The sequence below is a fragment of the Agrobacterium sp. 22-3639C2 genome (assembly GCF_053522105.1).
The window spans coordinates 132545-155992 of sequence record NZ_JBNWDB010000002.1; the positions used below are offsets into that span (position 1 = coordinate 132545).

Below are 23448 nucleotides of genomic sequence, written 5' to 3' on the forward strand. Positions count from 1 at the left end.
CCAGCGGTTCCGGCCCCGGATGGCGCCTCCTTGAAAGGTATAACGAGGCCTTGCGCATCGGCAGCATACCAAAAGGGAGAGGACGGCCGGTCAGAACCGGCTGATTCACCGTCCACCACGTCGACATCTGCCTTTAAGAGGAGGCAGGGTGGGTATCCCCGCTTCCGACTTAAGCCTTTTGGTCGAGTTGCAGGTCACGCAGGCCGTGCCAGACTTCAAAAATACAACGCCGGGTCGCGCACGATCTTTACGATAACAGGGAGCGCGAGACGACATCATCTACGGTTCATGGAGGCGGATTGGATGGGTACGTTCGCGACGACTTACGAAAAAATGCAGAACTTCAACTGGCTGACGCGCTTTCTGCATGCAGGCCGCTATCGAAAGCTGCTTGAGGTCCTCGAAACAGTGCAGAAGGACGTCGGCAATCGGAAGGTCAGAATACTGGATATCGGCTGCGGCCCCGGAACCGCGGTCGGACATATTCTGGAAAAATTTGACGTTGATTACGTCGGTATCGACTACGATCCAATCTTCATCGAGGCCGCGCGCAATCGCTACAGCAACTACGAAAACTGCCGTTTCATCGTCGGCGACGCCACCGACGAGAGCCTTTACAAAACGATCGAGGCCGACATCGTCATCGCGCTGGAAACGCTTGAACATATCCACCTCAACCGCACCGTCCGTGTCATTGAGCACGTCTGCGCGATCGTTCGTCCCCGCATTTTCCTGGTTACGGTACCCGTCGAAGTCGGGCCAGCCGTATGGATCAAGAACTGGGGTTCGGCCCTCATGGGCTACAATCGGCAATCCGGCAATCTGAAAGAGACTTTTTGGGCAGGCTTATACCGGCTGGACCGCGTGCCCGCTCACCATACGTCACATCAGGGCTTCGACTGGCGGTGTCTGGCGCAGCTTATCCGCGTCAACGCGCCCCTGCGCGAAATCCGCAGCCTGCCGTTTTCTTTTGTTCCACGCTTGCTCAGTCCGAACGTCGCGCTGATCGCCGAACCGGTAAAATCGAGGATCGATCTGGCAAACGATGACCCCGAAGCATGGAAGATCAACCATGGCCAGACAACCTGGAACCAACAGCATATTGTCGACGGTGCCGTTGCAACCGATGCTGCGCGCCACGCCAAGTCCTCGTCAACATGGTCGATGCGCCTCAAGGGATTGCTGGGAATGGCCCTCGCCACCATGCCATTTGCCTGGCATCGCTGGTCTTACATTTCCATTTCCCCAGGCGAACTGCATTCATCGCATTTCCTGCTGACGATCGACAAACACTTGCTGCGGCCTCATCAACCGATGGAGGGCGACATTATCGTCCTTGCAGGGCAAGCCATTGTTCAACGCATTTCTGAAGCCAGCTATCTGCTGATCTAGGATAAGGACTTGTCAGCCGCAGCGAGCGCAGAGAAGACGAAAGTCGGACATGGATCGTTCCGGGTTACGGACATCCACAGGGGGGCCGACAACTCCCGTCAAACCCGATATCGCAGGGCCTCCAAAACCCTGACGAACGCCGGTGATGCCTGGCGACGGCTGGGGTAATAGAGGTAATATCCGTCCCAGGGCGGGGAATATTTCTGCAACACGCGAACCAGCCGGCCGTCTGCGACATAAGGAAGGATCATTTCCTCCGGGATGTAGGCAAGCCCGAAGCCGTCAAGCGCGGCTTCCAGCGAATTGAAACTGTTGTTGAAGGCGAGTTGGCCATCGACCTTGATCTTGATCTCGCGGCCCTTGTCCTCGAACTCCCATACATAAAAGCCGCCGGCACTCGGCAGCCGGAAGTTGATGCAATCATGGCCGACCAGGTCCTTGGGATGCCTCGGGTGTGGTCGGTTCTTGAAGTAGGCGGGCGATCCGACGACAGCGAGACAAAAGTCGGGACCGATCCTTGCGGAGATCATGTCTTTCGCGAGATGTTCACCCATACGCACCCCCGCATCATAACGCTCCGTCACGATGTCGGTCAGTCCGTTGTCGAGGATCAGCTCGACCTTGATGTCGGGATATTGAGGCAAAAATTTCCTGAGTTTGGGCCAGAGGACATAGGTTATCGCGTACTCGGCGGCGACGATACGGATCGTTCCCGCCGGCTTTTCCCTCAGTTCGTTCAACGCATCGACATGCGCTTCGATCTCGTCGAAATGTGGACCGATCCCGTTTAGCAGCCGCTCGCCCGCCTCCGTCGGCGAAACCGCTCTGGTCGTCCGCATCAGGAGACGCACGCCCAACCTGGCTTCAAGCTGGCGAAGTGTGTGGCTCAATGCTGACTGCGATACGCCCAGCTTCGCCGCCGCCCGGGTAAAGCTCTGTTCTCGGGCAACAGCAATGAAAGCTGCAAGATCGTTGACGGTATCGCGTGCCATTCATGAGCCTCCTGCATCCAGACCTGTTGATTATGGCATAATGCTCATGCCGCACTAACAGAAAAAGAGCCCGCTTCGGGCGGGCTCCTGAACTGTTACGTCACTGCCGGACGCATCAAGCCGACAGGTGCTGCTCAAAGAAGCTGGCGAGCTTGGTGAAGGGGATCACATCCATCTTGTCGTAGAGGTCCGTGTGGCTGGCGCCGGGAATGACATGAAGTTCCTTCGGTTCGGCCGCCGCCGCATACGCGGTCTCTGCGAAATAGAGAGAATGGGCCTTCTCGCCATGAACGAATAGAACCGGGCGCGGCGAAATTTCTGCGATGTAGCTCAGGATCGGCATGTTCATGAACGAAATTGGCGTTGTCTGCGACCAGGCGTTACGGGAGTTGACCGCCCGCTTATGATAACCGCGCGGTGTCGAGTAGTAGTCGTGATAATCGACCATGAACTGCGGCGCGTCGGGTCCGACTTCCGCGTTGTAGGCCGCCTGATAGGCAGGCGTACCGTTTTCCGCATCGACCCACCGCTGGCGGCTCAACTGTTCCAGGGTCGCCGTGCGCTGCTCCAGCGTGACGCTGTCGTTGTAGCCCTTGGACATGACGCGGGTCATATCGTACATGGTGCTGGCAACCACGGCCTTCACACGCTTGTCCGAGGCCACGGCATTGAGCGCCATGCCACCCCAGCCGCAGACACCGATGACGCCGATCCGTTCGCGATCGACTTCGGGACGCAGGCCGATGTAGTCCACAGCCGCGCTGAAATCCTCGGTGTTGATGTCGGGAGACGCGATATTGCGCGGTTCGCCGCCGCTCTCACCTGTATAGGAAGGATCGAATGCCAGAGTGACGAAACCGCGTTCGGCCATCGTCTGTGCGTAAAGGCCGGACGATTGTTCCTTGACCGCGCCAAACGGTCCGCTCACCACGATTGCGGGGTTTCCGACGCTGTTGCGGGTTTTGGGCATGTAGAGGTCGGCCGCCAGGATGATGCCATAACGGTTTTTGAACGAGACCTTCTGGTGATCGACCTTCTCGCTCTTCGGAAAAACCTTGTCCCAGTCCTGCGTCATCTTCAATGTTTGCGCCTCTGCCTTCGATACCGCCATCACTGACGCCGCGCCAATCGCCGCGATGCCGACACCCGTAATCTTGAGAAGGCCACGACGGCCCATGTCCAGGCCCTCTCCCGTAAAAGCGTTTTCGTTCTGATTGCTCACTTCACTCTCCATTGTCGTTGCCGTGACGAGCGGCCGGTGGGCTGCTTTGAGGGGTGATGCAGCAGCGTCGTTCAAAAGATAGATCGGAGATTGTCGCGAGATTAGACCGCGGCGAAGGCATGCCGTCATGAGCGATATTCATGAATGAACCGAGCCCCTGCATCGACGTAGATAATACGCAAGCAGGCCGGGCGCGGCTAAACAAGACCCTTTGATGAGCATCGTTCATGACTGCATCCCGTGACAGGCGGCTTATTGCAAGATGCTTCATGACTTATGTTCACCTCGCTGCCTCCCATCAGCAGCGGAAGACCGTTGAAGAAATAGCCAAGAAAAGCTGCCGTACCATGTCGATAGAAACTACAATTTCCACAGGGGAAGCCAGATCCCGATCCGCAAACTGGGGCGGTGTGTTGGCGATGACGCTCTGCGTTTTCGCCCTGATCGCGTCTGAATTCATGCCTCTCAGCCTGCTGACGCCGATCGCGGATGAACTGCGCATCAGCGAAGGATCGGCCGGACATTCGATCGCGATCTCCGGCGCTTTCGCCGTCGTCACGAGCCTCTTTGTCTCGTATCTCGCGGGAGAGTGGGACCGTAAGCTGCTGTTGCTTGCTCTGACGGCACTGATGGCCCTTTCTGGCGTGACCGTGGCGATCGCACCGAACTATGAAATATTCATGGTCGGGCGCGCGCTCATCGGGATAGTGATCGGTGGGTTCTGGTCCATATCGGTGGCGACCGCCATGCGTCTTGTACCGGAGCATCTCGTTCCCCGAGCGCTTGCAATCTTTAACAGCGGTAACGCGCTGGCAACTGTCGTTGCTCCTCCGCTCGGCGCGTTTCTCGGATCGATCATCGGTTGGCGAGGTGCCTTCTTCACTGTCGTCCCCGTCGCGGCGATCGCATTCCTGTGGCAGCTGGCAAGCCTCCCTTCCATGAAGCCCCTCCCCGGGAAAACGTCAAAGAATGCATTCAGGCTACTGAACCGTCCTTTGATCGCTATCGGCATGGCATCGGTCTCGGTCTTCTTCATGGGCCAGTTCACGCTGTTCACCTATGTCCGCCCGTTTCTCGAAACTGTGACACGAGTAGATATCTCGGTACTCACCTTCATTCTTCTGGGCATCGGAGTTGCCGGCATCGTTGGCACCAGCCTTATCGGTTACTTTCTCGCCAACCGCCTGTATCGCGTTCTGATCGTCATCCCGGCTCTGATGGCGGTGACGGCCGTGATACTTGTTGCCTTCGGCAACACTCTCCCTGTCGCGGCGATAGCGCTTGCGGTCTGGGGAATGATCGCCACTGCGGCGCCAGTGGGTTGGTGGGCGTGGCTCGCCCGCTCACTGCCGCAGGATGCGGAAGCCGGAGGTGGTCTCATGGTTGCGGTCATCCAGCTTGCGATATCAGCCGGTGCGATAGTGGGCGGATTTCTTTACGACGCATCCGGCTACCGCATGACTTTCCTGGCAAGCGCAGGTTTGCTCCTGGCCGCGTCAGCGCTGGCATTCAAATCATCGAGAATATCCTCGTAAAGCAGTTCGGCATGGGAGCATTCCAATGATCGACCGGCGTCTATTTCTTGGGCTGGCTACCGCGGCCACAGCTTTCCCGTCCGCATTGTTCGGTCAGGCAACAAAAACGGAGGTATCCTTGATGAGTTTCCGAATGGCCTTTGGTGGTCACAGCATGACCGCGACCTTGTTTGACAACCCGTCGGCACGCGAGCTCATGAAAATGCTGCCGCTCGATCTCACGATCGAAGACTATTCGACCAACGAGAAAATCGCATATCTGCCTCGAAAGTTGACGCAGGTCACGGACACGCCGTTCGATAACGCACGTCCCGGCGACATCGCTTATTACGCGCCATGGGGTAATCTGGTCTTCTACTACGACAGCTACCGATACTCGAAAGGGCTGATCCGCCTCGGACGCTTCGATGACGGCTTCGAGCCACTTTTGACCCGAGGCGAATTCTCTCTGCGCATAGAGCGGGACTGACACGCGCCTGCCAAAGGTAAATGCCACTAACGTCGGGAAAGCAAGCGGGCCATGGTATGATGGGGTGCCGGCTTATCGCTATCGGGTCCGCTTTCCCTTTCTAGACGTGCACGAATCTTTTCGATTTCCTCTTCCGTGAGGTGCTCGATCCCAATGAAGTCACCGCGCGCCTGCTCCACCGCCCGCAGCAGCTCGTCCAGTTTTGCTTCCATCGCTGCGGAATCCCTGTTCTGTGAATTCTGCACGAGGAAAATCATCAGGAAGGTGACAATGGTCGTACCCGTATTGATGACCAGTTGCCAGACCTCCGAAAACCCAAAAAGCGGTCCGCTGATCCCCCAGACGAGCACGGTTCCGAGAGCCACCATGAAAGCCGTTGGAGAGCCGGAAAATGAAGCTATAGCGCTTGCGAAGCGAGTGAAGAATTTATTCATAACACGCTGCCCCTTGTTGCCATTTTAGGGATGCCAACCAACCAACAAAATGCACGATTGTTCCGGGGTGCCGTGACAGCAGAAGTTCCGATTTACACTTCGATCCGCCGCAAGCCCTCGTTTGTGGTCGTTTGCGCCAAACTGGTCGGTGAATTCTCCCCAACGACAATGAGGCGGCCACCAACTCTCCTACCCCGGCATTCAAGCAGGTCAGCACAAGCGTCGGTGCCATCACCTCCGCTTGACTATTCTCCGAAGCATGGAGCCTCTCGCCTTGCGAGGAATGAGATCGATATCGCTGACAAGCTTTGCGCCCCCCTCCCGCCGTTCCAATGTGATCTTCCGGCTATGAAACGCTTCCAGTTCGGCACGATGCGCTACACTTACGATCGTCGCATCGGGTAGCTCATCAATTACCGTCTGCATCATCTTGTCCTGACTTTTCTCGTCCAGAGCCGCCGTCGCCTCGTCCATAACGATGATGTCGGGGGCGTTCAGCAACAGGCGTGCGAAGGTCAGCCGTTGTTTTTCGCCACCTGATAAGGTCTGGTCCCACGGCGCCTCGTCTTCAATCTTGTCCTTGAGTTGACCCAGACCGACCTTGTCGAGAGCGGCCCCGATCTCTTCCGGCGTCCAGCTCTCGGCCGGTTGCGGATAGCAGACCGCCCGACGTAGCGTGCCGGCCGGAATATACGGCCGCTGCGGCAGCATGAACAATCGGCTGCCGGCGCGAAAATTGACGCTGCCTCCACCCCATGGCCAGAGACCGGAAATGGCCCGAACCAGTGTGCTTTTGCCCGAGCCCGATTCCCCCGCGACAAGCACTCTCTCACCCGCGCCGATCTCGACATCCGTCTCCTTGACGACGGCCGTTCCGTCACCGAGAGAAACGGACACATCCTTGAGGCTGAGTATTGTCTCGCCTTCCGTTTCGCCTCGCACGATCCGACCGAGAGTGTCGCTCTTTTCGGCGCGCTCCAGGCCATCGAGCGACATCATCAGGGAGGCCACACGTCGCGCGCAGGCATTCCAGTCGGCCAGACGGGGATAGTTGTCGACCAGCCAGCCAAATGCGGATTGGACAATGGTGAAAGCGGAAGCAGCCTGCATTACCTCGCCAAGAGACATGCTTCCATCGAGAAACTTCGGCGCGCACAACAGAACCGGTACGACGGGGGCAATCAACATCGATCCATTCGATACGACGGTGGTGCGCATGTATTGCTGCGCCATGAGACGCCACTGCCGCCGGACATTGCCGAAGCGCTTGTCCAGATCGCTGCGCTCCTCGTCTTCGCCGCCAAGCAGGGCGATGCTCTCACCATTCTCCCTGACGCGCGTAAGCGTGTAGCGAAACTCCGCTTCAACCTGGTTCTTGACTTCAGAAACCTTGACGAAGTTCCGGGCAATGAAGGCGATGGAACTGGATGTGATGATTGCGTAGATAACAGCAGCAATCACGAGAAAGCCGGGGATCGTGATCCAGACACCCGCGATGGAGACCGTGAGAGCCCCACCAATCGTCCACAAGACAACGATAAAGGTAGAGGCAGACACGAATGCAGCGATGACACCTGAAACAAAATCCACGGGCGCCTCGGTGGCAATACGCATATCCTCCGAGAGCCTTGCCTCGGGGTTTTGATGGTCACCATCGATCAAATTGAGCTGATAATAGCGGCCATTCGCAATCCATCTTCCAACGAGCGACTTTGTCAGCCAGGAACGCCAGCGCCGCTGAATGCGCATCCTGACATAGACCTGCGAGGTCACGATAAAGACACTTCCCAGGACGAGCAGCGGAAAGACGGATCCGAGAAAATAGACCGTCGAGGCGTCGCGTTTCTCAATGGCGTCAAAAATCCCGCGATTCCAGACGTTGATGCCATACTGGAAGCCGACATTTATGCCGATCATAGCCAGAAGCCCCAGCGAAAACAGCCAGGCCAGCCGATCGCCGCGACGGCTCCAGAACCCTCGCGCGCTGATCCAGAAACGCTTCAGCAGATATTTCCTGCGAGCCTCCTCGGCCTCCTCCGGCGTCAAACCCAAAGCAGGTTCCATCTCCTCAGGCGGGAGCGGATCATCGTTTTCATGGGCATCGTTTTCGGATGCGGTTTGGGTGCCAGTCTCGTCGGCACCAACGACCGGCTTCGGTCCTGCGTCATTATCGATCATGGGCGCTAAACGAACGATGCGTCGAAAGGTTTCACGGCTTTGTGATGCGTCGTGAAATATAATTCCGTTGCTGCGCGGGGCTTTTCAAAAGCCTCTAAATACATGGCTTTCTGACCCGCTGCCGACATACCGGAATCGCGCTGGCGGATATTGTGACCGTTGGTGGAGACGGTCCAGGTGCATCGCCATGGGGTGCCTGACTTGGCCCGCGATGCGACAGATCATATTGACGGTTAACCGCGTGTTGACTTCCCGTTTGACGAGATGGCCTAACATAAGCAGAATCTGAAATTGGACCCCGCCGCACCCGGTTTCCATGCCGTGCGGCAAGTATACGGCGCCATCATGCGACTTAGTACCATCACGAACCTGGCTTATGCTGTCACCCTCGTGCTCACGACAGTATCGGCGACCACATTCATTCTATCGGCCAGAAGCGCTTCTCAAGAGCGGGTGGCAATCCAGAATCATCTCGAACTGACCGATCTCGCCGAAGAACTGGCGATCATTGCGGACGAGCGCACCGAGGAGGCGCGTCTTTACGTCATGCGGGGCGACGAGCAACATCTCGCAAAATTCTACGTCGACGAAGATCAGGAAAAGCACCTTGAAAACACCCTGGACAAACTCGCAGCTCTTGGTGTTTCGCCGCAAGAGGCAGGCTCATTTCAGGAAATCCGAAAGAGCGCCGACGCACTGGACAAGATGGAGCGCGATGCAATCGGTTTCTATCGATCCGGCCGCCAGAACGATGCACAGCAGGTCCTGTTCGGCGATGAGCACTATCGACTGCATACGGACCTGCTGACAACCGTCGCGACGCTGAGAGAAGCCATTGCGGCCCGCTCGCAGGCGATGGTTGACCAGGCTAAAGACCGAAGCGATTTCTACGGATCGATCGCGAAGGTGATGCTTGCGCTCACCGCCCTGATGTTTGTGGCCGTACTCTATTTTGTCCTCAGCAGACGCGTTGCCTTGCCGCTTATCAAAATGAGCAACATCGTCACGCGCCTTGCCCGGCAGGATTACAGTATCGACCTGCCCGACGAAGGCCGGCGTGACGAAATCGGTGAAATGAACCAGGCTATCAGGATCTTCCGCAGCAACGGGCTGGAACGGGAACGGCTTGACGCGGAGCACCGCAGGAATCAACGCATCAAGGACCTGATCCTGCAGATGATGCATCGGATTCAGGCCTGCCAGAATCAGGAAGAATTGTCCGACGTCGTTTCGAAATTCATGCCGCAAATTTTCCCGGCCATTGCCGGCCGCCTGCTTGTTCTCAAGGAAAACAGTTCGGTTCTCCAATCGACCGGACAATGGTCCGATCCTTCGTTTTCCGCCCCGGAATTTTCGATAGACGATTGCTGGGCTCTCCGTCGCGGACGTCCCCACGCCAGCAACCCGGGCGGAGACGATGTTGTCTGCCATCACCTACATGGCAGTTTCGGAACAGGCCTGTGCATACCACTCACCGCATTGGGCGACACCGTCGGCTTACTGTATCTCGAAATTCCGCAGAGTAGCGAGACGCTGGAGTTAGAGCGGCTATATCTCGAACTCCTCGCCGAAAATATAGGCCTTGCCGTTGCAAACCTCCAGCTTCGGCAGCGGCTGGTTGGCATGGCACGGCAAGACGCCCTGACCGGTCTTTTGAACCGTCGATCGCTTGATGAGACGCTGAACAGGCATATTGAAAAGCCAACCAATTCGCTTGCATGTCTGATGCTCGACATCGACCATTTCAAGCGCTTCAATGACCGGTTTGGCCATGATGCCGGAGATGCGGTGATGCAATATGTCGCCCAGGTGCTTTCGGAAGCTGTCGGCGATCTGGGTGAACTATTCCGTTTCGGCGGCGAGGAATTCACCGTGCTCATGCCGGCTGGGGGCATTGAAGATGCCATCAAGGTTGCGGAGAAACTCCGGCACGCGGTCGAGCGCGCACCTTTCACCTACCGGGGCCGTCTGCTTGACTCGATCACCATATCCATCGGTATCGCAACATCACCGGGCGCCGGAACCGTGAGCAGCGTCCTGGAACGCGCGGACGCTGCGCTTTTGAGCGCTAAGCAGACAGGCCGGAACAAGTGGGTGTCGGCCGAGAAGCCTCCAACCGATTAGGTAGAGGCTCCGCCGCGCCGATTGCGTGGTTATCGACGCAGCAGCCGACCTGGCATATTTGACCGGCTAGACGATGAGGTTCGGGTTCTTCCACAGCTGGAATCCGCCTTCGAAAGCAAGCGCATTGTCTCCGCGGCGGCATCGGGGCGGCAGGGTATCGAGTTTTTCGACATTACCGCCGCCGATGACCACCTCATCCGGTTCAAGGGCGGCAGTCAGACGCTCTACGACATCAGTGACGCGCTTTTGCCATTTGGCATTGCCCTTCTCTTCGCGATACGCCTCTCGGAGATAGTGCTCGTACGTTTTGCCCTTCCGATAGGGAAGATGAGCGATCTCCATCGGCTGGGCCACGTTTTCGACGATCATCGCAGCTCCCAGGCCTGTTCCGAGACCGAGAAACAACATGCGCCCGCCCTGATAGGAGCCGATTGCCTGCATCAGCGCATCGTTAACGATACGAACGGGGCAGCGGAAAGCGCCGGCGTAATCATAACCGACCCAGCCTGTACCCAGATTGACCGGTTCGCGAAGCGGTTTGTTGTGGACGACCGGACCGGGATATCCCATGGCGATGACGTCATAGGTCATGTCTTTCGCCATGGCGGTTACGGCAATGACCATTTCTGGCCCGGTCATCGCCTTGCCGCTTTCGACCTTGCGCTCGTCGCCACCGGCACTTGAGCGGATCTTGACGTGGCTGCCGCCGATATCGATCGCTAGAACGATCCGATCCTGTGTCATTGAACTACCGTCCGTGGTATTTGCCGGCATGGGCGTCACTCCGGATCAACCCAACCGCCAGGCGGCGCGAAACTCTCCATCTCGACCGGACCCCAGCTTCCTACGGCATAGCGTGGCGGCACCGCCGGGTCGTCGAGAATGGGCTCAACGATTTTCCATGCAAGTTCTGCCGCATCCTGACGGGTGAAAAGCTGGCGTTCGCCCGCCATCGCATCGCCGATCAGCCGTTCATAAGGCGCCATGTCGCCGATGCCGTCATCGACAGCACCCAGTTCCACCGCCTCGCCGAGCATACCGTCCCCGGCAGCCTTGCGGCGCGCGCCAATGCCGATGGCGATATCTGGCCCGAGCCGGAAGCGCACATAATTTGCGGCCGCCGCCTCAACATCGCCGAAAAGCGCTATCGGCGGCCGCTTGAAACGCACCACAACTTCGGTTGCATGGGCAGGCAGGTTCTTTCCGGCGCGGATGAAAAAAGGCACGCCGTTCCAGCGCCATGTGGCCACGCGAAACCGCACGGCGGCAAAGGTCTCGCGGCTTGAGCCGGGCGCAACGCCGGGTTCATCGAGATAACCGTCGAACTGGCCACGCACAACATCCTCGCGGCTGAGCGGTGGCATGGCTTTGAGGATCTGCACTTTCTCATCGACAAGATCATCCGAAGCGCTTGTTGCCGGTGGCTCCATGGCCAGTAGCAACAGCACGTTGATGAGATGGTTCTGGATCACATCCCGGATGCATCCAACCTCGTCATAAAACTTTCCACGTCCCTTGATGCCAAAATCCTCGGCCATGGTGATCTGCACGCTTTCAACATGATCGCGGTTCCAGACCGGTTCAAGAAAAGCATTCGCGAACCGGAAATAAAGAAGGTTCTGAATCGCCTCCTTGCCGAGAAAATGGTCGATGCGAAAAATGGCGTCCTCTTCGAAAACCGCGTGCAGCGACTGGTTCAGCGCCTCCGCCGTGGCGAGATCGCGGCCAAACGGTTTTTCCACCATCAATCGTGCCGAGGCGGCTATCCCGGCCTTATCAAGCCCGGTCACGACGGTTTCAAACAGTGACGGCGGAATGGCGAGGTAATAAAGCGGATGACCGTGGTCACCGAGTGCGGCGCGCAGCTTTTCGAATGTCGCCTCGTTTCGGTAGTCGCCGGACACGTAATGCAGTTGAGAAGCGAATTTTTCGAAGACGGCTTCATCGATCTTGTCGACGTGGCTGGTAACCGCGTCGCGCGCCCTTGCGATCAGCTGATCGCGCGACCAGTCATCGAAGGCGACACCGATGACTGGCGTTTGAAGCGCGCCGCGTTTCACCATGGCGTAAAGGGAAGGAAAGATCATTTTGTAGGCAAGGTCGCCCGTGGCACCGAACACCACGAGCACGTCCGATCGCTGCTTGTCCATGGCCGGCGCCCTCATTTTGCTTTTTCCAGATGGCCACCAAAGGCATTGCGCATCGCCGAGAGTACCTTGCCGGCAAACTCCGCCTCACCGCGTGAGGAGAAGCGCTCGAACAGGGCGGAAGCCAAAACAGGCGCAGGAACACCCGTTTCGACGGCCGCCTGAAGGGTCCAGCGCCCTTCGCCTGAATCTGACACCCGCCCGCCATACTGGTCGAGATGAGGGTCCTGCTTCAGCGCCTCCGCCGTCAGATCGAGCAACCACGAGCCGATGACGGACCCATGCCGCCAGACCTCCGTCACGGCAGGAAGATCGATGTCGAACTGGTAATATTGCGGGTGGGCGAGCGGCGCCGTTTCCGCATCGGCCTCCCGGTGCTGCGTGCCGGCATTCGCGGCCTTCAAGATATTCAGGCCTTCCGCATAGGCCGCCATGACACCGTATTCGATGCCATTGTGAACCATCTTGACGAAATGCCCTGCGCCTGACGGTCCGCAATGCAAATATCCCATTGGCGCCGTGCCGGTGACGGGATCGGCCGCGATGCCCTGGCCCGCACCGGGAGCAAGCGAAGCAAAAATCGGATCGAGCCGCTGCACGGCACCCAACGGACCACCGATCATCAGAGAATAGCCGCGCTCCAGACCCCAGACGCCACCGGATGTACCGGTGTCGATGAAGTCGATGCTACGGGGCGCAAATTCCGCCGCCAAATCGATGGCATCCCGGTAGAAGGAGTTGCCGCCATCGATGATGGCATCGCCCGCCTGCAGTCTGGCGGCAAAGTCACGAGCAATTTTCGGCGTTATTGCCGCCGGCAGCATTAGCCAGACGGCGCGTGGCGGTGACAGCTTCGCGACCAGGTCGTCTGGCGAGCTCGCGCCAACTGCGCCTTCCTTCACCAATGCTGCGACATTGTCGAGATTGACGTCGAAGACCACGCAATCATGACCCTGTTTCAGAAGACGGCGCACCATGTTTGCGCCCATTCGTCCAAGCCCAACCATTCCGATCTGCATGCTGACACTCCATTTGTCCAATGCGCGATATGTACTTCATTCGCCGAGGCGAACGGTGAAATCCTGGTTTTCCCAATTCCCTGTGTTTGGCCAAAAGAAAGTAAAAACGATTGCGTCGCCCGCCGCCATATCCTGAACGGGCAAGTCGACGAAATATGTGCCAAGGCCGGAAGCAATCGTTCTGGTGTCGCTGGTCGTCACCCAGCCATCCGCACTCCAGTGCACGACAGCATCATCCGTCAGTTCGAGCCGCAACATCTTGCCGGCCGGCATCCCGGCAATCTTGTTATTGAAACACCAGATCCGAAGGTGCGACGGCGTCTTGTTGAGGATGTAGCGTTCCACCCCCTGCGGCGGCATGTCGAAAACGGAACCATCGGCAAGCGACCGCAGAAGTTTGATATGTTCAGCATGCGCCCAGACCAGCGGCATCGCACTTCCTGAGGGCTGGCCGTAGAAAAGCTCGTATTCGGGAAGGTCGGGCTGGTCCCAGAGCTGCTCGGGGAAAAGGCCGTTCCCACCGGCCGATTTCTCCAGCGTTACCAGCAGCGCTTCGGCCACCTCCCGCCTTCCCGCAGCAAGCTCGTAATGGGCGCGTTCGCCGGTCAAAAGCGGCCATGGCCGCCCCTGCCCGGTGCCGTCGAATGCTGCTCCATCGGCGTGCTCACCATATCCATCGCCCGTATATCTATACCATACAGGCCCCTGCGGCAGATCGGCACGCAGGCAATGGTCCATTGCTTTGATCGTCGCGAGAATATGCGGATCGTCAGGCGCGCGCAGGCCGAAGCGAACTAGGGCAAGCGCATCGGGGCTGATGACATCGCTGGTCGGCAGCGTGGAACGGTCCGGCGTCTGGTTGCGGATGGGCGTATCGCCGACTGGTCGAGCTACATCGGTCGCGTCAGGCGAAGCGATGCGAACATAGTGGCCGGAAATGCCAAGCGCGGCGCAGAATGTCTCGTCACCGGCAAAGGTCCATTGTTCGATCTGCTCGTTCCAGCAATCAGCCGTTTCCCGTAGATGAACGGCTTCGGCAGCATCACCGTCCATATCGATAAGGTCGGCAGCGGCAAGCAGCGCAGCGATCTCGACGGCAAGGGTGAAGGGACTGTAGCCGGCATCCTCTTCCCACCTGTCCTCCCCGGTCGTCGGACCGTTTGCCAGAATATAGGCTGCGGCGCGGTGGATCATCGGCATAAAATCCGCCCGCGTGGCATGATCCAGGTGACCATGTCGATGCAGCATATCCGCCAGCAGGATCGGAAAGGCGCATTCATCCATCTGGACGCCTGGCCAATAGGGTTTGCCATCCAGCCAGAGATTTTGCGGCCAGCGGCCCGATGGCTGCTGCACCTGACGAAGATAATTGAGGATCGCCAGCGCCTCGTGGTGATCGCCGGCCGCCAGAAATCCGCCGGCCGCTTCCACCAGATCGCGCGGCCAGACCAGGTGATAACCACCGAGATCGTCATCGCTCTTCGATGCTCCCCAAGGGATCGACAGGCTTGCAACAACAGCGCCCGGTCGGTCGGCGGCACGATGTGCGGCGAGCACTGCTGTCGACACCCGATAGGAATTGATGCCGTGATGCGTATCGCGGTCGAGCGTTTCCAGCCGGTCTTGCCAATTGCGCCAGTTGGCAACGTAGGCCTCGTGCGCCCGTTCAAAGCCATGCTTCAGACTGTAAACGGCCGCCGCAGCCGCTTCATATTCCGTCTCGCCAAAGCCGAGCGCCAATGTTGCCGCGCCATTGACATCACTGAAGTCGATCTCACCTGCCAGCGAGACATTTCCGTCATCGGCTCGCTGGTACTCTTCAACGATGCGTCCGTGCCGATGCAACTGCTGCCAACCATCGGAAACACCCACGAAACCGGCGCTGACTGCCCGCCAGGGCAGATCGCAGACAAGCGCAAGATATCGTGAACGGCCGGTCGCGAAGAGGACCTGATGTCCCTCATAGTCGCCAATCCAAGCCGAATTAAGATTGCCTGCATTGACGAGATGAGGTGCCAGCAGCGCAGTCACGCGATAATCCGAAATTTGTCCCTTCAGGGGAATGAACGAAAGCTGCTGAAGAACACTGGCCCGCGCGGGATCGCTGATCACCTGTTTCTCAATTCTGAACGAGCCATCCGTCGCCGTATTGGTAATGTGAAATGCCGGAATTCCACTTTTAAAAGGGCGGGTAACGGATACGCAGTCGCGTTTTTCTTCCGAAAAGTAACCCTCAGGCCCAGTGACAACAAAACCGAGATCGCGGGTGCAGGCACTGTCTATCCTCGGATAATAGACCTCGTTCAGAATGCCGTGGCTGAGCGTGAACCAGATAGGCGATGCTTCCGACAGCGCAGTGCCGACCCCGTTTTTGGCGCTCGACGTCCAGCGCGCTTCTATGCCAGGCGCGCCCGGTGCAAAATCCAGTCCGGTGCGCATCATGAGATGTCTCGGTTACGCTGATGAGGCAGGCGAAAGTGGCGCGAATTGCAGTCCTGAACAGTCATGACGGGGTATCTCGACCTTGAACCAAGGCTCTGTTCCTGGATAACAACAGGAAACGGGCTTACCGGTTCCTTGCTCATATCCACAACGGATGCAGCCTCGCCATAAAGCTAGGTATTGGCGAACTGGTACACAACTAAAGATTTGGTAATTTAAGCCGCGCCGCGCGTTGGAGGTTTTGGGTTGCAGGACCAACACGCTAAGCCACCAAGCCGCCGCTAGAGCGGGCGGCCGTTGTGGATCACACCGATATTGCCGATGAACCGGCTATTCCAAGTGGACATCAACCGCCCGACCAGCCCCTCGCATTGCCTATGGCGCGTGCAAAGCGAGCGTGATCCGCTTCTTCGACCGATCCGTCGGGTTTGAATATCTCGGCATTTTTTCGCATGGCGGTGACATCGATATCGCACAGTTCCGCGAGACCAAGCGCCGTCAACTCGCGCATGGCCGGAACGCAGATGGTCCGACCACTGGCAGCGGCCAGGAAACGGGCGAAATAGCGACTGTTCGACAGGCCGCCATCTATCGAAATCGTATCGCCGATGGGAACGAAAGTCTGCGCGGCTTCGATCAACCGAACCGTCAGCAGGGCAATGCCCTCAAGCAGGGCGCGAACCATGTCACTCCGCGCCGTTGCGTGGTCCATGCCGATGAAAAGCGGTACGGCCTGTCTATCCCAATATGGCGCGGCAAGGCCCGAAAATGCAGGCACGAACACCAGTCCACGACGAACGGCCGATGAACCCTCAAAACCGTCAAGTTCGGTATTGTCAACATAAAGGCCGATCTTTCGCGCCCATTCCAGCGCGGCACCGGCGTCATAAACCCCGCCTTCTATGGCGAAAATGGCCGCGCCGCCTTGCTTTTGCCAGCCAATGGTGGGCAGAAGCTCCCCCGACAACGGGCGTTCGTGACCAGCGATGGCCAACAGGAAGGCGCCCGTGCCGAAGGTTATCTTACAATCGCCCGGTTTGCGGCAACCGTGCCCATAAAGCGCCGCCTGCTGATCGACGATGGAAACGCGAATGGGCGTTCCCTCGATGGAACCGAAGCCGCCATTAACAGGACCGATTGCGGGCAGGCAATCCAGCGGCACCCCATGAAGAGCGCAGAGTTCCGGGCTCCAGGCACCGGTTGCCAGATCAAGCAGTCCCGTCCGCGAGGCCGTTGCAAGGTCGGTGCGGAAACAGCTTGCAAGCCGATCCAGAAAGAATGCGTCGGTGGTGCCCAGGCGCAACCGCCCTTCGGCTCTCGCCCGTGCCACCGCCGGATTGTGCCTTAGCAACCACGACAGTTTGCTCGCCGAAAAATAGGGATCGAGCGGCAATCCGCAAATCTCTTTCGATCGTTCCTCAGCCGATTGGGGCAACGCGGCCAGGGCTTCGGCGGTGCGGGCATCCTGCCAGACGATGACCGGCGACAGCGCTTCCCCACTCTCGGCATCCCACGCCAGGCAACTCTCGCCCTGGTTGGCGATCGCGATCGCATCTACCGGCCCGGCATCGGCCAGTACCGCGCGGATGTTGCGCAACAGCTCTTCCGGATCATGCTCCACATGGCCGGGGTTTGGATAGAACTGTGCATGACGCAGGCTTGAGACGAGTTGCGCCGTGCCACCGTCGCTTATCACAAGGCATCGGGTCGACGTCGTTCCCTGATCGATCGCCGCTATGCGCATCAATTCGTCTCCTGAAAGTGAAAGGCAATCTGGGTCGCCTCAACGGCGGCGCGGGGAATGGGCACAAGCACACGGCGTTCCGGCAGCCATCGGCCGGACTTGCTCCACACTTCCGTTCCATCAAGATGAAGCGAAAGCCTGCCTTGAACACGTCTGATGAAGCGCAGCTGAAAATCGGGAAAAGCCGGCCGGTCAAGTCCCCCCGATCGCACCATAGTGGGTACCGCGAGTTTGAGCGGGTCGGCGAAAGCGATACGCACTGCCTTTGCGTTGCAGGGTTCGAAGGTGAGATCGTCGGCAACGGCAGCACCCACGCGGCGGCCTTCGCGAAACGACCAGCCACCCGTTTCCACGGCCCGCAATACGTTCCCCGTGGCGAAGAACATCGGGTTGGCCATCCGGCCGTCCTGATCGATCGTAGGGCCATCGCTGCCTGCCGCCACATCAACAGGGGATGCGTTCAGAAGCGTAGCCTCCGGCGTGAACCGCCCGGTGAGGAGAACACCATCGCACTTGACGGTGAGGATACGGCCATCTGCCAGCCGGATGTCGGCCTCCTCGACACGACCGCTCCCACGAATGTCCACAAGTGTTGCGCGGCAATGGAAAGGCACTCCGACCAATCGGGGAAACCACCGGAAAAGCGACCGCGCCAGCGGTTCCGGCTCAGGCTCGATCATCGCCACCGGCCGCGCGCCATGCGTCAGGCATGTGAGAAGCGCGGAAAAGGAAACCAGTTCCGAACCAACGATAAGCGGCCGGCGAAAGGGCATGATGCCGTGAAAGGCGACATAGGATTGCAGCGTGCCGGTGGTGATCACTCCCACCGGCCGGTCGCCCGGCAGGAGCCGCGCTGAGCGTGGTTTTTCCCGCGCGCCGGTCGCCAGCACAATGCGCCGGGCCTTCAACGTCTCCACGCCGCGCGCAGACGTAACCAGCAGCGTACCGTCCTGTCCCAGTTCCACTACGGAATGACCGGTGCGGACATCAACGCCCGCATCCTGCGCATGCCGCTGCAGACGTCGCGCATAGGCCGGGCCGAAATAAACGCGTCCGAATTCGCGCATGCCGAAAGGCGAATGTGTGCAATGACGGGGTGCGCCGCCAAGGGCTGGCTCACGCTCGAGGATCGTCACACGCGCAACGCCGCGTGCTTTCAGCTCCAGCGCTGCCGCCACGCCCGCCGGGCCGCCGCCGACCACGATTACATCTGCATCCGGAATGTTTTCTTGCGTCTGCTGAAAAGGCTTCCGGGAGCTCATCGATCGTCTCCCGGACGGACCGCAAGCGGTACAGCCAGACGGTCGCCCGTCATCGCGGCCAGCCGGGCGTTGCAGTAAAATCCCTGACAGCGCCCCATGCCGGCGCGGGTGCGCCGCCGCAAACCTCCGAAATCACCCGGCGGCACCGCGCTGGAAAATGTCGCCTCGACCTCACGGCGGGTGACAAGCTCGCAATGGCAGACGATTTCGCCATGATCAGCGCGCTGCCAGTCCCGCTCGCAGGTTTCGCTCAGGTTCGGCATCGTCACATGAGGCACTGCGGGCTGGGGCATGAAGCGCGTGCCGAAACTTTCGTGAAGCGCCAGAGCGTGCTGCGCCAGACCAAGTGCCGCACTGAGACCGGTGGATCGCACGCCGCCAAGCGTGATCGCGCGCCGGTCCGGCCGTGCGGAAATCCGGTAATGTTTCTTCTCGGAGGCCGGGCGCAAGCCGGCATAGATAGCGGTCACGGGAATGGAGGCGAGTGCCGGAACGATCTCCCTGCCGCGCGTCAGCAGCGCTTCCAGCGCCGCCGTTTCTACCGTCGCACGCTCGCGGTCATCCTGTTCTTCTGCCGTCGGGCCGATGAGAACGTTGCCGAAGGCGGTTGGACACACAACGATGCCCTTGGTGATTTCGGTGGGAACGGGCAGGACGATGCGCGGCACGTGCCGACGGGCGGCCTTGTCGAGAACGACGAATTGTCCCTTGCGAGGCTTGATGGTGAAGTCTGGGACAAGCCCCAGCCGCGCATCGACGATATCGCCGAACAATCCGGCCGCATTGACTACGCTCGCCGCAAGAATCGGACCCGCCGTCGTCTCTATCCGCCACGCGCCATCAAACGCACCGGACAGAACTTCGGCGTTGCGCACCAGCTGCGCGCCAAGCGCCACCGCTTGCGTAAGATAGCCCAGCGGCGCGGACCAGGGATCGATGACATGTTCACCCGGAACTTCGAGTGCTGCGACAAGACGGTCGGACAAGCCGGGCATGGATTCCCTGGCTTGCCGGGCCGTGAGCAGACCGAGCTCGGCAATGCCGTTGCGTCGCCCCTGCTCGGCGATCGCCTCCAGGCTTTGCGCCTCGTCGGGATGCCACGCACAGACCAACGCGCCGGTTTCAACGAGGCTAAGGCCAATCTGCCTGTGGATGGACAGATATTCTGCCCGGCCTGCCTTCACCAATTCCAGTTCCAGACTGCCTTCAGGCGCATCGAAGCCGGTGTGGAGGATAGCGCTGTTAGCCTTGGATGCCCCGGAAAGAATATCGGACCCCTTCTCGATGATCACGACCTTCGCACCAGCCAGTGCGAAACGACGGGCAACCGCGCAACCGACCACCCCGGCACCGATGATGGCGACGTCGAATGCTGTGGAGAGGCTCTGGACCATGGGCTTGCCTTTATTTTCGTGGTTCGAAAGCGAAATCAACAGGCGCAACGGATAGAGCCGATGCACCTTGCCGGTTAGTGGCTATGAATGAGATCTGCTTTGTTTCTAGTCGGACAAAGCCGTCAGCGGCTTTTCGAATTCAACCAGCGTCACGCCACTTGTCTCCTGCTGGCACATGGCGCTAATCAGGGTCATGATCTTCCCCGCCGCTTCGACGGGCGGCACGCCACCATCACGAATATTGGAAATGCAGTTGCGTCGGGAATCCGGCAGCCCGGTCTCCGGCCTGAAGGTGACATAGGCACCAAGACTGTCGGCTGCCGAAAGGCCCGGCCGCTCGCCAATCAGGATCACCGCCACCTTTGCGCCGAGGACGGCTCCCACATCATCCGCCAGCGCAACCCGTGCCTGCGTGGCAAGTGTGATCGGCGCAACCGTCAATCCGTTGCTTGCAAGTAAATTAAGCAACGCCGTTGCCACCGGCACTGCATTCATCTCCACAGCTGTTGCGGAAAGCCCGTCGGCGATTACCAATGCGACATCGGCTCCCTTGGCCTTCCCGTCGAGCGCCAGACGGCCTTCGTCCGAAAGAGCACGGCCGAGATCGGGTCGGCGCAGGTAATCCGCACGGTCCTGCGCGCGGCTTGCGACATGCACGACATCCGCACCCGAAGCGCGCAAGTCACGCTCCATTTTTTCAATGTCCAGCGGACGCCACACGGCCTGGCGCGCCTGCGCATGATCCAACAGAAATGTCTGTACCGCGCGCGTGGGCGGGCTTGCACCCGCGCGGCCGAGCGCCACGCGTGCATCGGTTGCCACACGCAGGGCCTTGAGACGTTCCGGCGGGCTGGAGATGAGGGAGGGCCGGCGGTCACGCATCAGGCGGCGTCCCCTCCAAGAAAATCAAGTTCGCGAAGCCCGCGGTTCATCAACGCAGGGTTCTCGATCATATGGCCGGCGGCATCCGTGACGCCCATATTCACCAGCCACTCCTCAAACTCCGGCGCAGGCCGACGCTTCAGCGTTTCGCGGGCATAGATTGAATCGTGATGGGAAAGCGTCTGGTAGTTCAGCATGACGTCGTCCGAGCCTGGCACGGTAATGACGAAGTTCACATCAGCGGCGCACAGCATGGTCAGCAGCACGTCCATGTCTTCCTGGTCGGCATCGGCGTGGTTGGTGTAGCAGACGTCGACACCCATCGGCAGGCCAAGCAGCTTTCCGCAGAAATGATCTTCAAGCCCGGCGCGAATGATCTGCTTGCCATTATAGAGATATTCCGGACCGATGAAGCCAACGACGGTATTCACCAGAAGCGGCGAGAATTCGCGCGCCACCGCATAGGCACGCGCCTCCATCGTTTGCTGATCGACACCAAAATGCGCATCGGCCGACAGGGCAGCCCCCTGCCCCGTCTCGAAATACATGAGGTCGCTGCCGATAGTTCCGCGCTTCAGCGACTGACCAGCCTCATGAGCCTCTCGCAGAACGGCAAGATCAATGCCGAAGCCCGCATTGGCCTTCTGGGAACCCGCAATCGACTGAAAAACCAGATCGACGGGTGCAGCGCGCTCCATCGCCTTGATAGCCGTCGTCACATGGCCAAGGCAGCAGGTCTGGGTTGGAATGTCTAGCCATTGCCGCAGATCGTCAAGCAACTGCACGACGCGGATATAGTCCGTCACAGCGCTGGTGGCCGGGTTAACACCGATCACCGCATCGCCGCTCCCCAGCAGCAACCCGTCAATGGCCGAGATGGCGATGCCGCGGGAACTGTCAGTCGGATGATTTGGCTGGTTGCGGGTGGACAGGCGGCCAGAAAGACCAATCGTGTTGCGAAAACGGGTCACGACTTCCCGTTTGGCCGATACCGTCACGAGATCCTGCAGACGCATGATCTTGGAGACTGCCGCCACCATTTCCGGTGTCAGACCCCAACTTACCGCTTCAAGTTCCGCGTGCCCGACCTTGGAATTGAGCAGCCATTCGCGAAATTCGCCAACCGTCAGAGAGGACACCGGCTCGAAGGCCAGTGCGTTGTGCTGGCGCGCGATCAGGGCCGAAATCTCGTCCTCGTCCGAGGCGATCAATTCCTGTGCAACAAAGGTGGAAAGCGGCAGATCGGCCAGCGCCATCTGCGCCGCCAGTCTCTCCACCGGCCCTTCCGCCGCGATCCCGGCCAATTGGTCACCGGACCTTTCCGGCGTCGCCTTTGCCATCAGGGTTTTCAGATCGTCGAAACGATAGGTCGTGCCGGCTGCGATCTGTCGATAAGCCATTTTTCCGGCCCCTTACTTCACGAAAGTCTTCGTCAGGCCCACCGTGCGGTCCACGATCAGGACGACGGCAAGCGTGAGCACGATCAGAAGAACGGAGATGGCGGCAACAAGCGGATCAGCCTGGGTTTCGACATGCTGATACATGGCAACGGGAAGCGTCGTGATGCGCGGACCGGTGAGGAACAGCGAAATCACGGCTTCATCGAACGAGACGAGAAAGGAAAGCGCTGCCGTTGCAACGATGCCAGGCGCGATCATCGGCATGGTGACGCGGCGAAAGACGGTAAGAGGTGACGCCCCGAGCGTGGAGGCGGCCTCCTCGTAGATCAGCGGCAGGCCCGCAAGCGACGTGGTGAGTACACGCAGCGCATAGGGCAACACGATGATCAGATGCGCGATCACCAGACCCGTGAATGTACCGAGCAGACCCGCACCGGCAAAGACGATCAGGATCGCAAGGCCAAGAACGATAGTCGGCAGAAGAAGCGGCGCGGTGAAGAAGGCGAGCAATGTATCCGCGCCAATCACCCGCATCCGCACGATGGCATAGGAGGCGGGCAGCGCAATCAGCATGGACAGAACGGTAACGATGACCGCAAGGAGCGTGCTGGTGCCCAGGGCGCCGATCATCTTTGAATTGTGCATGAGATCCACATACCAGCGCAGGCTCCAGCCGGAGGGTGGGAAGGTCATGTAGCTGTCGGCCGAAAACGAGATCGGCACGACGAGCACCACAGGCGCAAGGAGGAAAAGGAACATGATGAAGGCGACAATTTTCAGCGCCAGCGGAGCGGGACGTTCTTCCATCTTCG

At 59.2% G+C, this 23448-nt stretch carries 18 protein-coding genes; 4 read left to right on the plus strand and 14 right to left on the minus strand.

Annotation, left to right across the window (positions count from 1 at the left end; all coding sequences use genetic code 11):
* Positions 1–30 precede the first annotated feature (30 nt).
* The gene (locus ACQZ6D_RS08365) at positions 31–1392 is read left to right on the plus strand and encodes a class I SAM-dependent methyltransferase (protein ID WP_448730287.1); all 1362 of its coding nucleotides are present in this window, start codon (positions 31–33) and stop codon (positions 1390–1392) included.
* 98 nt (positions 1393–1490) lie between these two features.
* On the opposite strand, the gene ACQZ6D_RS08370 is transcribed toward ACQZ6D_RS08365, so the two are convergent.
* Entirely contained in the window at positions 1491–2384 is an 894-nt protein-coding gene (locus tag ACQZ6D_RS08370) for a LysR family transcriptional regulator (RefSeq protein ID WP_038493626.1), read from the minus strand.
* A 115-nt stretch (positions 2385–2499) separates the two neighbouring features.
* Positions 2500–3561: an alpha/beta hydrolase gene (locus ACQZ6D_RS08375; RefSeq protein WP_112154489.1), complete on the minus strand. Its 1062-nt coding sequence runs from the start codon at positions 3559–3561 to the stop codon at positions 2500–2502.
* Positions 3562–3953: 392 nt separating this feature from the next.
* Between ACQZ6D_RS08375 and ACQZ6D_RS08380 the strand changes: the two genes are divergently transcribed.
* Positions 3954–5141, plus strand: a complete 1188-nt coding sequence (locus ACQZ6D_RS08380; protein ID WP_173995222.1) for an MFS transporter — start codon at positions 3954–3956, stop codon at positions 5139–5141.
* A 25-nt stretch (positions 5142–5166) separates the two neighbouring features.
* Positions 5167–5610: a cyclophilin-like fold protein gene (locus ACQZ6D_RS08385; protein WP_112154437.1), complete on the plus strand. Its 444-nt coding sequence runs from the start codon at positions 5167–5169 to the stop codon at positions 5608–5610.
* A 26-nt stretch (positions 5611–5636) separates the two neighbouring features.
* Here the strand turns inward: ACQZ6D_RS08385 and ACQZ6D_RS08390 are convergent, their stop codons facing one another.
* Positions 5637–6044: a low affinity iron permease family protein gene (locus tag ACQZ6D_RS08390; protein WP_448730286.1), complete on the minus strand. Its 408-nt coding sequence runs from the start codon at positions 6042–6044 to the stop codon at positions 5637–5639.
* Positions 6045–6275: 231 nt separating this feature from the next.
* The gene (locus ACQZ6D_RS08395; RefSeq protein ID WP_038493635.1) at positions 6276–8222 is read right to left on the minus strand and encodes an ABC transporter ATP-binding protein/permease; all 1947 of its coding nucleotides are present in this window, start codon (positions 8220–8222) and stop codon (positions 6276–6278) included.
* 345 nt (positions 8223–8567) lie between these two features.
* Between ACQZ6D_RS08395 and ACQZ6D_RS08400 the strand changes: the two genes are divergently transcribed.
* Complete coding sequence (locus tag ACQZ6D_RS08400; RefSeq protein ID WP_112154487.1) at positions 8568–10346, plus strand: diguanylate cyclase; 1779 nt, start codon at positions 8568–8570, stop codon at positions 10344–10346.
* 66 nt (positions 10347–10412) lie between these two features.
* On the opposite strand, the gene ACQZ6D_RS08405 is transcribed toward ACQZ6D_RS08400, so the two are convergent.
* From ACQZ6D_RS08405 to ACQZ6D_RS08450, 10 genes are all read right to left on the minus strand, one after another.
* Entirely contained in the window at positions 10413–11090 is a 678-nt protein-coding gene (locus ACQZ6D_RS08405; protein WP_111804122.1) for an ROK family protein, read from the minus strand.
* A gap of 35 nt (positions 11091–11125) precedes the next feature.
* On the minus strand, positions 11126–12511 hold the full coding sequence (gene zwf, locus ACQZ6D_RS08410) for a glucose-6-phosphate dehydrogenase (RefSeq protein ID WP_081307511.1): 1386 nt from the start codon (positions 12509–12511) through the stop codon (positions 11126–11128).
* Positions 12508–13512 (minus strand): phosphogluconate dehydrogenase (NAD(+)-dependent, decarboxylating), encoded by a 1005-nt coding sequence (gene gnd / locus ACQZ6D_RS08415; protein WP_003517664.1) that lies wholly within the window; start codon positions 13510–13512, stop codon positions 12508–12510. Before gnd ends, zwf begins: the two co-directional genes overlap by 4 nt.
* Before the next feature lie 36 nt (positions 13513–13548).
* On the minus strand, positions 13549–15954 hold the full coding sequence (locus tag ACQZ6D_RS08420; protein ID WP_162647835.1) for a glucan 1,4-alpha-glucosidase: 2406 nt from the start codon (positions 15952–15954) through the stop codon (positions 13549–13551).
* A 346-nt stretch (positions 15955–16300) separates the two neighbouring features.
* The gene (locus ACQZ6D_RS08425; RefSeq protein ID WP_112650515.1) at positions 16301–17698 is read right to left on the minus strand and encodes an FGGY family carbohydrate kinase; all 1398 of its coding nucleotides are present in this window, start codon (positions 17696–17698) and stop codon (positions 16301–16303) included.
* Positions 17698–18960, minus strand: coding sequence for an NAD(P)/FAD-dependent oxidoreductase (locus ACQZ6D_RS08430; protein ID WP_173993511.1), 1263 nt, complete (start codon positions 18958–18960; stop codon positions 17698–17700). The genes ACQZ6D_RS08425 and ACQZ6D_RS08430 overlap by 1 nt, the downstream gene beginning before the upstream one ends.
* On the minus strand, positions 18957–20354 hold the full coding sequence (locus ACQZ6D_RS08435; RefSeq protein ID WP_448730285.1) for an FAD-dependent oxidoreductase: 1398 nt from the start codon (positions 20352–20354) through the stop codon (positions 18957–18959). The genes ACQZ6D_RS08430 and ACQZ6D_RS08435 overlap by 4 nt, the downstream gene beginning before the upstream one ends.
* A gap of 105 nt (positions 20355–20459) precedes the next feature.
* Positions 20460–21236: an ethanolamine ammonia-lyase subunit EutC gene (eutC, locus tag ACQZ6D_RS08440; RefSeq protein ID WP_112178599.1), complete on the minus strand. Its 777-nt coding sequence runs from the start codon at positions 21234–21236 to the stop codon at positions 20460–20462.
* Positions 21236–22636: an ethanolamine ammonia-lyase subunit EutB gene (locus tag ACQZ6D_RS08445; protein WP_448730284.1), complete on the minus strand. Its 1401-nt coding sequence runs from the start codon at positions 22634–22636 to the stop codon at positions 21236–21238. The genes eutC and ACQZ6D_RS08445 overlap by 1 nt, the downstream gene beginning before the upstream one ends.
* A gap of 12 nt (positions 22637–22648) precedes the next feature.
* Complete coding sequence (locus ACQZ6D_RS08450; RefSeq protein ID WP_013761321.1) at positions 22649–23443, minus strand: ABC transporter permease; 795 nt, start codon at positions 23441–23443, stop codon at positions 22649–22651.
* Positions 23444–23448: the final 5 nt, after the last annotated feature.